Genomic DNA, 15,878 nt, shown 5'->3' with positions numbered 1-15,878 from the left:
CCGTGGCTTGGGAACTAGATCTAGTTCATAAATCACTAGATGACACAGAGCTTCTTATTACTATCTCTCTTTAGTTAGCAATGCAACAATAAAACTAACATTTTATATATTATTTTTAAAAGTTATGACAACTATAAAAGATAAATCTCTAAATATTTACCGTCCTTTAGTCTCGATTATTATACCTGTCTATAATGGGGCTAATTATATGAAAGAAGCTATAAATAGTGCTTTAGCACAAACTTACAAAAATATTGAAATTATTGTTGTTAATGATGGTTCAAAAGATAATGGAGAGACAGAAAATGTAGCGTTATCATATGGTGATAAAATACGCTATTTTCATAAAGAAAATGGTGGTTGTGGTTCTGCTTTAAATTACGGTATAAAAAACATGAAAGGGGAATATTTTTCATGGCTTAGTCACGATGATTTATATTATCCAAACAAAATTGAGCATCAAGTTAATATATTAAATAAATTAGATAATAAAGATACTATCATTTATGGTGGTTATGAATTAATTGAGGAAAAAGGAAACTCTCTACGTTATATTAAACCGGATAGTGTGCTACCTATAAATAAACTTAATATTTCGTTATTACCTTTATTACGAGGGTTAATACATGGTTGCTCGTTATTAATTCCTGCTAAATATTTTCATGAAGTCGGTATATTTAATGAAGCTTTACCGACAACACAAGACTATGATTTATGGTTTAAAATTTTCCGTGTTGCTCCTATTCATTTTGACGAGTCTATCCTAATTAAATCTCGCTTTCATTCAGAACAAGGTAGTAAGAAAGTATCAAATCATAATGAAGAATGCAATGTATTATGGTCATCGTTTCTTCACGAGTTAACAGAAGAAGAAATGATTAAAATGGAAGACTCTCCTTATTTATTTTTAATTCGTACAGCTAATTTTTTATCAAATAATACTCCATATAATAAAGCCTGTGATTTAGCAAATATTATGGCTAAGCAAGTACTACATGATACTAAAGTTAGTGTTATTATACCGGTATATAATAGAATAAATTGGGTAATTGAAGCTATAGAAAGTGTACTTATTCAAACACACAAAAATTTTGAGATACTTATAATAGATGATGGATCGACTGATGATATATCACAATTAACTTCAATATGCAAAAAAGATAAAAGAATAAAATATTTTCATAAAAAAAATGAAGGACCTGCTGCTGCACGTAACTTAGGTATTAAAAATGCTATAGGAAAATATATTGCTTTCCTTGATTCGGACGATTTGTTTTATAAGGATAAAATAGAAATTCAATTAAAGTTTATGGAAAAAAATAATTTTATATTTTCCCATACTTCATATAAAAAAATAAATGAAAAAGGAAAATATATAGAATCCGTTCATTCTGGGTTTTTTAGTGGAAATGTTTTTCCTAAAGTCATACAGACTTGTCCAATAGCAATGCCGACAGTTATGGGAACTTGGACGTTATTCCAAGAAAATTTATTTCCTGAAAATATAAGAAGCGGCGAAGATTGTTGTTTATGGATATCTATTGCTAGTAAAAACTCAATAGGCGGTATAGACAAAGAATTGTCTAAAGTACGAATTAGCGGCGGTACTAATACGTTTATGGATCCAAATAAATATTCAGTAGGTTTAATAAATATTACTTCTTATGTTCTTAATGATTCTTATTTAAGTAAATTTAGTCCGTTTACTATTAATTTGTTATTAGCGGCTGTTACACAATTAAGATTATTAGAAAATAAAAATGAAGACTATAAAAAAAGTAATATTTCTTTTTTCAAAAATAACTATGTAATTCAAAAAATACGAACCTATTGCTTTGTGACAAAAATTTTGATTGCATTAACTATTACTTCTATAAGGCAAGAAGGAATGCGTGTAACAATTTCTAGAATACAAAGATGGCTTAGAAAGCATATATAAATAATTATTCCTCAAGTATCCTAATTTTTGATCCATCACCGATTTTAGTCATACCTTCCGTAACAACTAAGTCACCCTCTTTAATATCATCAGAGATGATTTCAATTAAACCTTTAGTACGCGTACCGGTTTTTACGTATAATTGTTTTATCGTATCACCGTCTATTTTATAGATAAAGTTACCTTGATTATTTCGTTGAATACAACTTTCAGAAACGGCTAGATTTTTATGTGGATTAATTATAAGCATAACATCTACATAACTATTATGTAGGATTTTTGTACCCATAGGTAAAATAATTTTAGCTGTTAAAGTGCCGTTATCTGATAAGTAATGCGATACTGCCTCGATTTTACTTTTAATTTTTCCTGCAATTAAAACTTCAGTATCGACTACAACTTTTCCGCTTAAAGACTCCGGTAATTCAATAAAAATACTTTGTGAGTCTTTTGTTCCGGTAATGCTAAAAAGATAATCGCCTATTTTTACTTCATCTCCGACCATAGACTTAATAACACCTATTTTACCTGGGTATGGTGCAGTAATTATCATATCATTGTATGTTTTTAGGGCTTTAGAGTAATTAAATTTGGCATCCTCAAGTTCACTTTTTGATCTTTTATGTTCTTCGCTGCTTACAAATTTTTTAGCAAATAAAGCCCCTTTTCTATTAAAATCTTCTTGTTTTGTATTTAATAAAGCTTCTGCTCTAGATTTAGTGGTTTCTGCTATGTTTCTATCTATAACTAGCAATATATCCCCTTTTTTTACTATTTTTCCTTGATGTGCCGAGACTTTTTCAACTACTCCGGTGGCATTAGAATAATAATCACGGCTATTATCATTTTGGCATTGCCCTACAATATTAAATATGTCGTAAAGCTCGGCAATTTGTACTTTAGTTGCCTTTACCCCTGTAATTTTTTCTTCTTCCTTTTTACTTGCTATACTAGAAAGAGAAATAAGTAAGACAAAAAAACTGATATATTTTATAAACATAATATTACACTCTAAGATCAATGGGTGTCATGCCGTGGCTTTGTGTCCACGGCTACAGTACCGGACATTTTTACTCTATGTCACTCCCGTGTAGGCGGGAATCCGTTACTTTAAGGTCTGCTAAAGCTTCATTTGAAAAGTAAAAAATCTTTGAAATTAAGATTTTTTAAAAGATCAATTTATCTCGCTTTATCCCGGATTCCCGCCTCCGCGGGAATGACATCGAGGGCTTTTTAAAAACTGTATAGTACTATAAGTTCACGGCATCTAGGGAAAGCAGCTAAAGCGTATATTGTTATGAATTTCTAGCTGGATACCGTGTACAAGCTACTAGATGACAAAGTATGTCCCTTAAGTTCTTCATCCGTTAGCCATTTATATTCTTTTTCTAGAATTTCAAATCTAATTTTTTCTAATTGTTCATCAAGATCAGGTTCAGGAACGCTAGCAGAGCCCATAAATTCAAATCCTTGATAGTTAATTTTAAGTTTATTACAAGTTTCTTGTAATGATAATAAATTTTCTTCTATGTCATCAATAAATATTATTGATTTAGGATAATAATGCACTTTATGCAATACATATTCAAGTACGCTTCCTTTATCATATTCTGCAGTATAAATTATTCCGTCTTTCAAAGTAGGTTTACCGTAACCGGCATTAAAATCTTCTATTATAATTTCATCCTTCAAAGGTGAAAATTCTTGAAAGTTTACTTTTAATTTAGTGAGTTCATGAATTCTCCATTCAATCATATCTTCAATTGTACCGAATTTCCCGGTAGGAAGTTTAGTAAGACCCATTGCTGGTATATTTTTTTCTTTAAGTAAAGCAAATATTGTTAAGATATCTGGGTTAACAAATCTAGCTTTTCTATCTTTAAGAACAATGCTAAGTAATAATGCGCATTCTTTTCTAGTAAGTCTTTTTTCAATGTCCACCATCAATTCTTTTCTATAATCATGTGTTAACCGAGATTCATCGCTATCCATCACAATTACTCCATCAACGTCAAAAAGCACCAAACTAGTATTATCTGCTTGCTTTATTGCTTCTATAACTTCTTTAAAATAATGAATTTTATTTATTTTGCTGTGCATACTTATTATTGCTTATTTATACTGTATTTATTATTTCTTCTAAGGAATTAGATATTATCTTTAAATCTTCTTCTCTAGATAAATTATGGTGACCATCTTTAATTAGTTTCATTACTATTTGCTTACTAGTTATTTTTTCTAATAATTTTGTTGAAACATTATAAGGTACATCTTCGTCTAACATACCATGAATTAGATGCACCGGTATATTTATATCAATTTTGTTTTTTGTGAGCAGTAAATGTTTTTTTGCATCTTCTATCAGTTTATAGCAGATAGGATATTTATGCTCACAATTCTTGCCTGCTACTTCTAGCACCCCCTCTTCTTGCATCTTATTTTGATCGCCTAGCGATATATTTTGCCAAATATCTTGCGTAAAATCAGAAGCGGGAGCTAAACATACAAGCCCTTTTATTTTATTAGGAAATTTTAAAGCCGCAAGAAGTGCAAGCCATCCTCCCATGCTCGAACCGACTAATATCGCCCCTGTATCTATTAACTCATTTAAAATTAGTGATACTCCCTCTAACCAATCACTGATTGTTTGATCTTCAAATCGTCCTGATGCGTTTCCACAGCCGAAATTATCAAAAACAATAAAATTATAATTGTTTTTTTTACAATAATCTATTAAATAGATAGCCTTAGTTGATTGCATACTAGACATCAAGCCGTGTAAAAAAATTACAGATGGAATATTTGTATTAATTATACTATAATAATTATAGACAATAAATTTGTCTTGTGTTCTATTATAAAGCTTATGCATTTTAAATAATTATTTTAATAGATTGAGATTTAATGCCTTCATTAAAGTCAAGTAAACGATACAATAAATATACTATTTTGCAAGTAGTTCCTGCTCTAGTTTCGGGAGGGGTTGAAAGAGGTACTATAGAAGTTGCAAAATATCTTAAAATTCTTGGTCATACTCCTATCATAATCTCAGCAGGTGGTACTCTAGTTAAAGAATTAGATAAGGAAGATATATTGCATATTGAAATGAGCAGTAGCAGTAAAAATCCCTTTGTAATTTTGAATAATGCAAGATTAATAGCAGAAATAATTAAAAAATATAATGTTGATATAGTTCATACAAGATCAAGAGCCCCGGCATGGAGTTCATATCTAGCAACAAAATGGACGAATGCTAAATTTTTGACTACATTTCATGGAGTTTATAATATTCCGAATAGTTTTAAAAAATATTATAATAGCATAATGCTAAAAGGCGAGAAAGTTATTGCCGTGTCCAATTTTGTAAAACAGCATTTACTCGAAAACTATAAAATTGATGAAGATAAAATAGTAGTAATTGAGCGTGGAGTGAATTGTGATTATTTCGATCCCGCAAATTTAACGCCGGAAAAACTTGAAAAATGTCGTGATAAATATGATGCACCGAGCAAAGTGCCAATAATATTAATGCCTTCTAGAATGACAAGCTGGAAAGGGCATCTTGTTTTAGTAGAAGCATTAAGTAAATTAAAACATAAAGATTTTTATTGTTTAATGGTCGGTGATATATCTAGACATCCCAATTTTACTAATAGAGTAAAAGAGCTTATAGCTAATCTAAAATTTCAAAATAAAATTCAAATTTTCGGTAATGACTCAGATATAATAAATCTTTACGGAATTTCCAATATTATTGTTTCTGCCTCAATCGAGCCTGAAGCTTTTGGCAGAACTATTATTGAGGGGCAAGCGATGGAGAAGCTTGTTATTGCAACCAATATCGGCGGAGCAGTAGAAACAATAAATAATAATATCACCGGTTTCCACGTAGAACCAAATAATGCTGAAGCATTAGCAGAGAAAATCGATTATTGTTTCTCGATTTTAGGTACTGATATTGCTAAGAAAATCCAAGAAGCAGCAAGACATACTGTAATAAATGATTTCTCCCTTGATCTAATGCTTAGAAAAAACCTTGAAGTCTATAAAGAAATCTTAAAAAATTCTCATAATTGAACCCTAGGTTCTGTATACTTTTAATAAAATGATCATAAGAATTATTATAGTCATGAGATTTACCGTCATGATACACTACAAGCATTAAAGTTTCCGGTAAAAATTCTTTTAAAGCTTGTTGTGCATTTTCTATAGATGTTTTATCAAGATTGGCAAACACTTCATCTAAAATTAATATTTTAGGGTTTGAAATTATAGCTTTAATGGTTCCAATTTTTTCTCTTTTGACCACTACTTGGTGCATTTATTACATCATAATTTTTATCACTTAAGTGCATAATTAATGTACTTAGATCTAATTTTATAAATAGTGTATTAATTTTTTTTCCAGTGATTGTCTATTACCTTTAATGATTGATCAAGGCCTAAGGTTATTACTTCAAATAAAGTAGATTGGAACCGGTATATAGCTATTCTGGTCAATAAATATTATTTTTAGATTTTGATAATGAGTAGGTATGGAAATTTCACCAACGCTATGGCATGGATCAGCAATACAATTTACTAAACTCTTTAAAAAAGTAGTTTTGCCTTTTCCTGAAGAAGCTGAAAGAAGATAATGTTCTCCTAGTCTTAATACTAATTTTTCAAAATTCAAAATAGTTTTTTCTTCTATAATTAGGTTATAATCAGAAATTACAAGTTCATCATTTGTATCATTAATAGACCATGTTATTCCTTTTTATTCTCAGAGGAAATTGCCTCTATTAATTTTGTAATTCTTGCTTGTGATATAACGGCTCCACTAAAGATTATTTTTAATGAGGAACTTGTTAAGAGTGATTTTAAGGTCTCAAGTCAAGAATTAAGTAGTAGAGCTTGCTCAAGTGTAATCTCTCCATTTTTTACTTTATAAATATAGTAAAGTGATTTTATGAATTTATCTTAGATATCTAATATAGTAGTTATAGTATTTCTTGCGCTATCTAAAAGCAACATTTTCTTCGATATTTCTTTTTTTAGCTTTAAGTTGCTTAGAATATTGATTTTGTACAACGTGTTAAAGAAGTTTTATATGATTGGAATAATGTGCTTATTATAATGAACTGAAAAAATTGGACAAAAAATAGTTGGTGTATCTTGGTAATAAGTTAGAATGCAGGCAATAACTTATAGGATATAAAATGACAAGAAAACAGATACGGAATTTCAGTGCTAAAGAGAAGACAAGGATAGTGTTAGAATTATTAAAAGAGGATGTAACAATATCACAGTTATCATCTAAATATGAGGTTAGCAGCAATAGCATATCACATTGAAAGAAGCAGTTTTATCAAATGCAGCGATAGCATTTGAGCCAGCCAAGGTAGTTAGTGAATATCAAGAGCAAATTAATAGACTTAAGGAACAGAATGATGAACTAGCGAAGGATTTGGGGAAAACTACAATCGAGAGGGATTGGGCAGTGGGAAAGCTAAGAAGCTTGGATTTATTAAATAGAAAGAGTCTTGTAGAGTCCAAGCTAGGACAATTACCAAAGACAAGACAATGTGAATTATTAGGGGTTAACCGTTCTTCAGCATATTATAAAGTACAAGAGGTTAGTAGCTATAATATAAGTATATTAAATAGAATAGATGAGATATATACAGATAATCCAGAATTTGGATATCGTTATATATATCATCAATTATTAGAAGATGGGTATAAGATAGATCGAGATCGAGTACTAAAATATATGAGATTAGTTGGTATTGAAGCGATATATCCTCATAAAAAGAAACTCACTACCATCAAAGATGGTGAGCATAAAATATACAGCTATCTACTTGATAAATTCTGGATTAAAACAGATAAGACTAAGAAAGTAGTTGTTCCTACTGCCAATGAGGTTTGGAGCGGAGATATTACATATATTCGCACTAAAGGCGGCTTTATGTATCTAACAGCCATTATAGATTGGCATAGCAAAGCCATATTAAGCTATAAACTGTCGAATAGTATGGATGGACTATTAGTTACTGATGTATTGAAGGAGGCATTAAGTAAGTATCAAGCTCCGCAGATTTTGAATAGTGATCAGGGTAGTCAATATACTAGCAATGATCATATAAGTATTCTTAAAAGTCATGATATACAGATATCAATGAATGGTAAGGGCAGAAATATTGATAATATTGTTATTGAGCGTTTCTTTAGGACACTGAAATATAATTGTATATTTATTAATGATTATCAAAATATAGGAGAACTTAAAGAGGGTATCAATGATTATATCAGTAAATATAATTATCAGAGATTTCATTCAAGTATTGGGTATAAAAAACCCATGAATGTATATCTCGATAGCATACAACATCATACACAAATAGCAGCTTAATTTTGAACAAAATTACCAAGTACATTGTTCATATATTTTGTCTTGATTTTTCAGGTCATTATATATTATATTTTTTCCACACCGTAAAATACTGATTTTTGCTCTTTGAGAAACAAGGGGCCCTATAGCGACAGTAGGGCCCTGTATGAGTAAGGTTAATGCAATTAATGTATTGCCATCATTTCCGGTGTAGTTAATAAAACTACTATTGGTCGTGCCCCCGTATTGCAGCTTAGCATGAATAGTCTATAATCCTCAAACAGTAATAAGAGAGAATTATAGTTAAGGAGTTATGGCAAGAATAGATGTTAAGTGTAGATCAAGAATAGATGTTAAGTGTAGATATTATAACGACACAGAAAAAGTAGTAAAGGCGGGATATTCAATTTCAAAACAACAGAGATATCAATGCAAGCAGTGTAATCGATATTTTTAACTGTAATATATTAATAATGCCTCTAAGCCTGGAGTCAAGGCTCAGATAGTAGATATGTCAATCAATGGCTCTGGAGTTAGGGATACAGTAAGAGTATTAAAAGTGGGTATCAATACGGTTATCCGTGTTTTAAAAAAATCTAGCGTTAAAAAAGATAAATCATTCTATCAATACGATAGAAGTAATTATTGCTCCTGAAATAGATGAACAATGGCCTTATGTACAGAATAAATCCAAACAAAGATGGCTTTGATATTCTTTGGATAAGATTTTGTTAAAAGTAGTTGCTTATACTTTTGGTACAAGATGTGATAGCACATCAGAATCATTACTGAAAAAAACTGGAGGATTTTAAGGTTACTTTTTACTTTACAGATGGATGGGGAAGTTATGCTAGGTTATTAGATCCCAAAAAACACATTGTTAGTAAAAAATATACTCAACGGATAGAACGGGGTAACTTAAATCTTAGAACAAGATGCAAAAGACTGACACGTAAAACAATTTGTTTTTCCAAGTCATTGGATATTCATGATAAAGTCATCGGAACTCTTATTGAACGTATAGCCTTTTAATATCCACATCTGTAAAATGGAGGTGCGACCTTACATCTGTTAGCAACGGAAGTAAAATGATACAGCACAATGGATAAAAATTGATACAGTATTAAAGTAATATCTTCTGGGTAAGGAGGTAAAAAATAATGATAATACTGGAGCAAATAATGGAAATAAAAATATTAAATAAACAAGACACAAGCCTAAGAAGTATATCAAGAGAAGTAAGTGTTTCAGTAAATACAGTACGTAAATATTTAAAATATGATGGTAGCCCTAAATATAAGGATGGGAGGAAGTTGATAACAAAGCTAGCCCCGTATAAGGAGTACTTGAGCGAAAGAATAAAATCAGCCTATCCTATATCGCTACCCGGCACTGTATTGTTTCAAGAGATAAAGGAGATGGGTTACACGGGCAAGATGACCCAACTCAGAGATTATTTAAAAAGCATAAAGCCAGCAGCTAAGCAGGAGGATATGGTAAGATTCGAGACTGCATCCGGTAAACAGATGCAAGTTGATTGGATTGAATTTCGTAAAGGCAAGAACACTTTATCAGCTTTTGTAGCTACATTAGGATATAGTCGAGCAAGTTATGTGGAATTTGTTACTAATGAGAAGCTTGTAACGTTAATAGAATGCCATAAGCGTGCATTTGAATATTTTGGCGGAGTACCAAAAGAAGTGCTTTATGACAATATGAAAACAGTAATACTGGGTAGAGATACGTATGGTCTTGACATACATCTTTTTAATAAAGGAATGCTAGATTTTGCAAAACATTATGGTTTCCGCTTAAGAGTGTGTAGACCTTATCAAGCAAAAACCAAGAGCAAGGTTGAGCGATTTAATAGATATCTCAGAGAAAGCTTTTATAACCCATTAGTGACAAAATTAAAAACAGCAGAGCTAGTGTTGGATGTGGATACTGCAAATTCAGAGGTGCTAAAATGGCTGCGAGATATAGCGAATATGCGTGTGCATGGCACCACAGGTGAAATACCTGTAAAAAGATTAAAGTCTGAGAGGAGTACTCCTCAACCACTACCATTGGATTATAGCGGTAGTCATCCTGCGGTATTAGAGATTATGGAAGGTAAAGAAGAACGATTTTCTACAGTTTCTTTGCAGCATTCCCTATGCGTATACTAGATATATTGGAGGCATTATGAACCTGCAGCACCAACGTATAGCAGAGATGTGCCACTCATTAAATCTTGTTCAGGTAGCTGAAAATTATTTTGATATCGCACAGTCCTTCTAGTAAAGAAGACTCAAGTTATACGGATTTCCTTGAGTCAATATTAAAAACAGAGTTGTTGGCGCGACAAAATAGGAGTAAATCAATACTCACAAGAATGGCAGACTTTCCTGCTATAAAAACGCTGGATGATTTTGACTATGATTTTGCTACAGGAGTCAAACGCAAGGTTCTGGAAAATCTAAGTTCCCTATCTTTTGTAGAAAGACAAGAAAACATTATTTTGCTTGATCCTTCTGGAGTAGGAAAAACACATATAGCTATTGCCCTTGGTTATGCAGCTACGCAATGTGGAATCAAGACTAAATTTATAACAGCTGCGGATTTAATGCTCGTACTTAATGCAGGACTAAATCAGGGAAATCTAGGCGCTATACTTAAAAAAGTCATCCTTCCATACAAATTACTCATAGTAGACGAATTTGGGTATCTGCCATTAAAACAGGAACAAGCTAATCCATTATTTCAGGTTATAGCAAAGCGTTATGAGAAAGATAGTATAATTCTTACAAGTAATCTTCCATTTGGACAATGGCACAATAATCTTGCTCAGGATAGTGCTCCTACAGCTGCTATCTTAGATCGTCTGCTCCATCATTCCACGATACTCAATATTAAAGGGGATAGTTTCAGACTTAGAAATAAAAAGAAAGCTGGTCTTGTATCAATAGAGGTGATTAATAAACAGGAGGATAATCTTATGACTTAAATATCAAATGATTTCTTATTATACTGTATCAATTTTCAAACAGTATATATTAAAATTATGTATCATTTTTCGACCGCTGTTGACAACATTTGTTATAGCCATATTTTTAATAATTGGATTATTAGAAATATGATAAAATTTTTGTATTACATCCTTAATTTTATTTTTTGAATCATTTTTAAAATTGTTAGAAAGTATATTAGTATCAATTACCTTAATATTAGGAGTTAAGTTTGTCTGAATTTCTTTTAAATTTTCCTGATAATTTAAGAAATCAGTCCCATAATATGCTAAGCTCAATATTGCAGCTGTAGAAGTTAAATAAATTGGTACTGAATAATTAGGAAAAGCTGTGATGAAATTTGTAGTGATAGGGTAGATTAAACTTCCTTTAAATGTAACAAAAGTAAGATAATGTTTTTGAAAATACTCTTCGGTTATTAAGATTTCATCAGCAAGAGTTGCTGAAACAAAAAGACCGCCTCCTTTTGTCCCATTTACAATAAACCAGTTATAACGCTAATTATTAAATGCGTGCCATATGCTAACTTCTTGGAAAAGGTAGAAGCAGCATTATTTTTATTAAAATTTACCTTATTAGATGAAATTGTAGATATTATATCATCTATATCATAGCCTAAGTTAGAAAAAGATTTTATTACTGGATTCTTACGGAATAAAAAAAGGACAGTATCATAAATATTAATTTTTATTAAAAAACGCACTATACGTTCTTAAAAATAATACGCAAGTAGAAAATAACAATTATTATATATAGAGCTTTGTTTATTAAAAATAAATATCATCATTGCGAGCAGGCGTTGTTGCGTAGATACTGAAGGTCGTCATTGCGAGGAAATTGCATAGCAACTGACGAAGCAATCCAGTAAAAAATTCTGTAAATCAGAATTTTTTATTATTTTTTCTGGATTGCCGCGTCGCCTGCGGCTCCTCGCAATGACGACCTTCAGTATCCACGCAATAATACCTTTCGAGCGGCCGAAAGGAGCGTAGCAATCCACCCCTGCTTCGTTTAAATTCACAGTTTTTTCTTAGCTCAGACGTTAAATTATTAACTAATCTATCTTTAATAAACACTTTCGAATTAGGTTATAAGTTATATTACAGTATAAAGGAAAAATGTAGGTGTAGGGAAGAAAGTGAAAAGGTAGATAAATAAAACCTACCTTTTTGTAATTGTTAACGAGAATATAACTCGATTACTAAATGAACTTCTGCATCAAAAGGATAAGGAACGTCAGAAAGAGCAGGAACTCTTAAATATTTACCGGTTAATGAAGGTACATCAAATGATAAATAATTGGGAGTTGTTTGACCTTGTTTTGAAACAGATTCTTGAATAAGCGGAAGTTGTTTTATAGATTCCTTAATCTCTACAACATCACCTTCTTTGAGGCGCATACTTGCTATATCGGCTTTCTTACCGTTTAATTTAATATGACCGTGTGAAACTAGCTGTCTTGCAGCGAAAATAGTCGGCGCTATATTCAGTCTATAAACGACTGCATCAAGCCTACTTTCAAGCAATCCAATGAAATTTTCACCGATATTACCTTTCATTTTTCGAGCAAGTGTAAAAATATTTCTAAATTGTTTTTCAGTGACACGACCGTAATGGCATTTTAATCTTTGCTTAGCTTTTAAATGTAAACCATAATCTGAAGTTTTGATCATGGTATTCCGCCCATGCTGCCCTGGACGATAATTACGTGTATTGAAAGCATCCTTGCTATCACCCCATAGGTTTACCCCAAGTCTCCTACTAGCTTTATATTTAGAACGAACAATTTTTGTCACTGATAATATCCTTAACTTAATTATTTATTATTGAATTACAAGAAAATATATACATTTCTTGCATCAAAGTCAATCATTGATTTTTAACCCAAAACATTTTATACTTAAATAAAAAAAATCATATGAGTTCTTTGGTAAAGCCAATAAATTTAGATAAAATAAATTACTCTCAGAGTACTGTTAAAGACTATATCTTACTTCTGAAACCGCGCGTGATGTCGCTTGTAATTTTTACGGGTTTTGTAGGTATGTGGCTTGCTCCTTATTCCGTGCATCCTTTTATTGCTGTTATTGCAGTTGTTTGCATAGCACTTGGTGCAGGTAGTGCAGGGGCAATTAATATGTGGTACGATAGAGATATCGATAGCTTAATGAAACGTACCCAAAAAAGACCTATTGTCAGAGGAGCTATAGAGCCAGATGAAGCTTTATCTTTTGGTTTGATAACGGGATTTTTTTCAGTATTTTTTATGGCTTTATGTGTTAATCTACTTGCAGCATTTTTATTACTATTCACTATTTTTTATTATATCTGTATTTATACCATTTGGTTAAAGCGTCGTTCTATACAAAATATCGTTATTGGCGGAGTATCGGGTGCATTGCCTCCTGTGATAGGTTATGCAGCGGTAAGTAATACTGTATCTCTGGAGCCAATTACATTATTTTTGATTATTTTTATTTGGACGCCGCCGCATTCATGGGCTCTTGCTTTATTCTGTAACGATGATTATAAAAACTGTAAAGTACCGATGATGCCTGCCGTAAAAGGAGCTTTGTATACTAAAAAACAAATTCTGATTTATAGCATTCTTTTATTTATTGTTTCCCTAATGCCTTTTTTTATCGGAATGAGTAATGTTATATATTTAATAATTGCCAGTATTCTTGGGTTGGTATTTTTATATTATGCCGCTTCTTTATTCTATGATACCCCTGATAACAAACAAGCTAAAAGACTTTTTGCTTACTCAATATTTTATCTGTTCTTTATATTTTTACTTTTGTACCCAACTAATACTATATCTTCTATTAGCTGAGAGAGATAGTATAGGGGTGCTTTTATAGAAGATAAAATTGAAACCCAACGTGAAGAAACATATAATTTAAGTTATGGAATTATGGAAAAGCAAAGCCATCTAAATTTTAATAATAAAAATTATAAATGGAAAAATGATATTGATTATCGTAAATCTCCTGAATCTTACAGAGTAGGCAAAGGTGAGCAGGGAGTATTAATTTGACCTGTCAACACTTTTCCGGACAGTTGTTTAAGTGCAATTTTGTATCTCTTCATATCTTACTGGTGATAAATAATCGTTAGCAGAATACATTCTGATACGGTTATAAAATACCTCTATATATTCAAATATGGCATATTTTGCTTCCTCCTTAGTTTTAAATTTATATTGATACATTAATTCTGTTTTTATAGTATGAAAGAAACTTTCAGCAACAGCATTATCCAAGCAATTTCCTTTACGACCCATACTCTGTTTGATACCATGTTGTTTTATAATTTTTCTAGAAAATAGATCAATAACAGTTGCTAAATATAGCCAGCCTTCACCAGTTGGCACATAGGTTATGTCTCCAACCCAATAACAATTAGCAGCATAAACTGTAAACTCTCTATTTAATAAATTAGGAGCAATTTGCTTATTATGATTAGAGTCAGTAATGGCTTTAAATTTACGTTTAGTTTTACATAGCAAATTAGCTTCTTTTATTAGTCTTGCAATGCGTCTCCTACTAGCAGTTATATCTTGCCGTGATAGTTCCTTTTTAATAGGTCTAGTTCCATAATTACCTCTACCTTCTTTAAAGATAATTTCAATTCTGTTTGTTAATTCATTACCTTCTTTAACCCTATTACATCCAAGATTATTTAACCATTCATAATAACCATTACGTGATACTTTCATAAATTTACACATAGCAGAAATGGAAAAATTACCTCTGTTTTCCTTTATCCATGCGTACCTTATTGGGATTCTTTTGCAAAGTACGCGGCAGCCTTTTTAATAGATCACGTTCTTGTGTTACTCTATCTAGTTCTTCTTCAATCTCCTTAATTCATCATACAGATGTGATATGGCTCGTAAATATTTGCAAATGGGTTTTACTAGAAGTAGATGTTATGCTAATTATAAAGGTGGAAAAAAATATGACAAAGAACATGATTATAAGAAATTAGAAAGAGGAGGGGGTGATCCAAAAAAAAGTGAAAAGTGCCGATATATTTTTTAAAAAATGGCGAGAAGTAGAAGAGAATGAGAAATATAAAAAGATAAAAATAGAATGGAGGAAGCAATTTGGATAAATACCATTAACTTTCTCCTATAAGTTCTATAATTTATAATTAGAGAGATATTAAAGTTTAGTCTTGTGTTGATTAATGCGTTGACTTTTTCTTTATCAATTTAGTTTTTTACATTACATTAATAGAGGTTAGATTATGACTAAAGATGAAATTGCAAAACTATTTAAAAAATGTATCAATTTACATAGCAGATATCAATATCAAGAGGAAAAAGATAATCTACGAAGATTCGTTGAAACTGATCCTGATGAACTTTCAAATTTTATTGCAGCTTATAATAAAACTGAAAAGTATAACAATAGGGAAGCTGAAGTTTTTCATGATTTAAGTTCTATTTTAATGGAAAAACAACAAGATAATGCGATAAATTATTAAAGAAAGCTATTGAACTAGATCCAAGTATAGCATACTACCACGAAGAGTTTTTGATCGCACC

The 15,878-nt window shown here is 31.2% G+C and carries 17 protein-coding genes and 4 pseudogenes; 12 read left to right on the top strand and 9 right to left on the bottom strand.

Annotation, left to right across the window (positions count from 1 at the left end; genetic code table 11):
* Nucleotides 1–124 precede the first annotated feature (124 nt).
* Nucleotides 125–1,939, top strand: coding sequence for a glycosyltransferase family 2 protein (locus AAGD46_RS05585; protein WP_341786859.1), 1,815 nt, complete (start codon nt 125–127; stop codon nt 1,937–1,939).
* A 4-nt stretch (nt 1,940–1,943) separates the two neighbouring features.
* Here the strand turns inward: AAGD46_RS05585 and AAGD46_RS05580 are convergent, their stop codons facing one another.
* From AAGD46_RS05580 to AAGD46_RS05570, 3 genes are all read right to left on the bottom strand, one after another.
* Nucleotides 1,944–2,939, bottom strand: coding sequence for an efflux RND transporter periplasmic adaptor subunit (locus AAGD46_RS05580; RefSeq protein ID WP_341786858.1), 996 nt, complete (start codon nt 2,937–2,939; stop codon nt 1,944–1,946).
* A gap of 305 nt (nt 2,940–3,244) precedes the next feature.
* Complete coding sequence (locus AAGD46_RS05575) at nt 3,245–4,039, bottom strand: DUF2608 domain-containing protein (protein ID WP_341786857.1); 795 nt, start codon at nt 4,037–4,039, stop codon at nt 3,245–3,247.
* A 16-nt stretch (nt 4,040–4,055) separates the two neighbouring features.
* Nucleotides 4,056–4,811 carry an alpha/beta hydrolase gene (locus AAGD46_RS05570; RefSeq protein WP_341786855.1) on the bottom strand — a complete coding sequence of 252 codons (756 nt, stop codon included), beginning with the start codon at nt 4,809–4,811 and terminating at the stop codon, nt 4,056–4,058.
* Nucleotides 4,812–4,843: 32 nt separating this feature from the next.
* On the opposite strand from AAGD46_RS05570, the gene AAGD46_RS05565 reads away from it, so the two are divergent.
* Nucleotides 4,844–6,016 carry a glycosyltransferase family 4 protein gene (locus AAGD46_RS05565; RefSeq protein ID WP_341786854.1) on the top strand — a complete coding sequence of 391 codons (1,173 nt, stop codon included), beginning with the start codon at nt 4,844–4,846 and terminating at the stop codon, nt 6,014–6,016.
* Here AAGD46_RS05565 and AAGD46_RS05560 read toward each other — a convergent pair.
* Nucleotides 5,964–6,260, bottom strand: coding sequence for an ABC transporter ATP-binding protein (locus tag AAGD46_RS05560; RefSeq protein ID WP_341786853.1), 297 nt, complete (start codon nt 6,258–6,260; stop codon nt 5,964–5,966). The genes AAGD46_RS05565 and AAGD46_RS05560 overlap by 53 nt on opposite strands.
* A 135-nt stretch (nt 6,261–6,395) precedes the next feature.
* On the bottom strand, nt 6,396–6,614 hold the full coding sequence (locus tag AAGD46_RS05555) for a hypothetical protein (protein ID WP_341786851.1): 219 nt from the start codon (nt 6,612–6,614) through the stop codon (nt 6,396–6,398).
* 657 nt (nt 6,615–7,271) lie between these two features.
* Between AAGD46_RS05555 and AAGD46_RS05550 the strand changes: the two genes are divergently transcribed.
* From AAGD46_RS05550 to istB, 6 genes and pseudogenes are all read left to right on the top strand, one after another.
* On the top strand, nt 7,272–8,336 hold the full coding sequence (locus AAGD46_RS05550) for an IS3 family transposase (protein ID WP_410525926.1): 1,065 nt from the start codon (nt 7,272–7,274) through the stop codon (nt 8,334–8,336).
* A gap of 490 nt (nt 8,337–8,826) precedes the next feature.
* Nucleotides 8,827–8,970 (top strand): IS1-like element transposase, encoded by a 144-nt coding sequence (locus AAGD46_RS09380; RefSeq protein ID WP_341786690.1) that lies wholly within the window; start codon nt 8,827–8,829, stop codon nt 8,968–8,970.
* Nucleotides 8,927–9,025: an IS1 family transposase gene (locus AAGD46_RS09375; RefSeq protein ID WP_410525950.1), complete on the top strand. Its 99-nt coding sequence runs from the start codon at nt 8,927–8,929 to the stop codon at nt 9,023–9,025. The genes AAGD46_RS09380 and AAGD46_RS09375 overlap by 44 nt, the downstream gene beginning before the upstream one ends.
* Before the next feature lie 88 nt (nt 9,026–9,113).
* Nucleotides 9,114–9,347 (top strand): IS1 family transposase, encoded by a 234-nt coding sequence (locus AAGD46_RS09370; protein WP_410525955.1) that lies wholly within the window; start codon nt 9,114–9,116, stop codon nt 9,345–9,347.
* Nucleotides 9,348–9,496: 149 nt separating this feature from the next.
* Entirely contained in the window at nt 9,497–10,483 is a 987-nt protein-coding gene (gene istA, locus AAGD46_RS05540; RefSeq protein WP_341787866.1) for an IS21 family transposase, read from the top strand.
* 16 nt (nt 10,484–10,499) lie between these two features.
* Nucleotides 10,500–11,301 (top strand): annotated as a pseudogene (istB, locus tag AAGD46_RS05535) (IS21-like element helper ATPase IstB).
* A gap of 18 nt (nt 11,302–11,319) precedes the next feature.
* Here the strand turns inward: istB and AAGD46_RS05530 are convergent.
* On the bottom strand, nt 11,320–11,601 hold the full coding sequence (locus AAGD46_RS05530) for a hypothetical protein (RefSeq protein WP_341786850.1): 282 nt from the start codon (nt 11,599–11,601) through the stop codon (nt 11,320–11,322).
* Between the two features lie 900 nt (nt 11,602–12,501).
* Nucleotides 12,502–13,119, bottom strand: coding sequence for a 30S ribosomal protein S4 (rpsD, locus tag AAGD46_RS05525; RefSeq protein WP_341786849.1), 618 nt, complete (start codon nt 13,117–13,119; stop codon nt 12,502–12,504).
* 122 nt (nt 13,120–13,241) lie between these two features.
* On the opposite strand from rpsD, the gene cyoE reads away from it, so the two are divergent.
* Nucleotides 13,242–14,159 carry a heme o synthase gene (gene cyoE / locus AAGD46_RS05520; protein ID WP_341786848.1) on the top strand — a complete coding sequence of 306 codons (918 nt, stop codon included), beginning with the start codon at nt 13,242–13,244 and terminating at the stop codon, nt 14,157–14,159.
* A gap of 81 nt (nt 14,160–14,240) precedes the next feature.
* Nucleotides 14,241–14,360: pseudogene (locus tag AAGD46_RS05515) on the top strand (DUF4385 family protein); the annotation flags it as partial.
* 30 nt (nt 14,361–14,390) lie between these two features.
* Here AAGD46_RS05515 and AAGD46_RS09365 read toward each other — a convergent pair.
* Both AAGD46_RS09365 and AAGD46_RS09360 read right to left on the bottom strand, forming a co-directional pair.
* Nucleotides 14,391–14,618: pseudogene (locus AAGD46_RS09365) on the bottom strand (IS3 family transposase); the annotation flags it as partial.
* 30 nt (nt 14,619–14,648) lie between these two features.
* Nucleotides 14,649–15,065: pseudogene (locus AAGD46_RS09360) on the bottom strand (IS3 family transposase); the annotation flags it as partial.
* 148 nt (nt 15,066–15,213) lie between these two features.
* Between AAGD46_RS09360 and AAGD46_RS05505 the strand changes: the two are divergent.
* Nucleotides 15,214–15,369, top strand: coding sequence for a DUF4385 family protein (locus tag AAGD46_RS05505; RefSeq protein ID WP_341786847.1), 156 nt, complete (start codon nt 15,214–15,216; stop codon nt 15,367–15,369).
* Between the two features lie 208 nt (nt 15,370–15,577).
* Nucleotides 15,578–15,817: a hypothetical protein gene (locus AAGD46_RS05500; RefSeq protein WP_341787968.1), complete on the top strand. Its 240-nt coding sequence runs from the start codon at nt 15,578–15,580 to the stop codon at nt 15,815–15,817.
* The last annotated feature ends 61 nt before the right edge of the window (nt 15,818–15,878 follow it).

This window comes from Rickettsia endosymbiont of Cantharis rufa (assembly GCF_964026445.1).
Taxonomy (GTDB): Bacteria; Pseudomonadota; Alphaproteobacteria; order Rickettsiales; family Rickettsiaceae; genus Rickettsia.
Note: the sequence above shows the minus strand (reverse complement) of the source record. Positions and strands in the feature narration are given on the sequence as shown.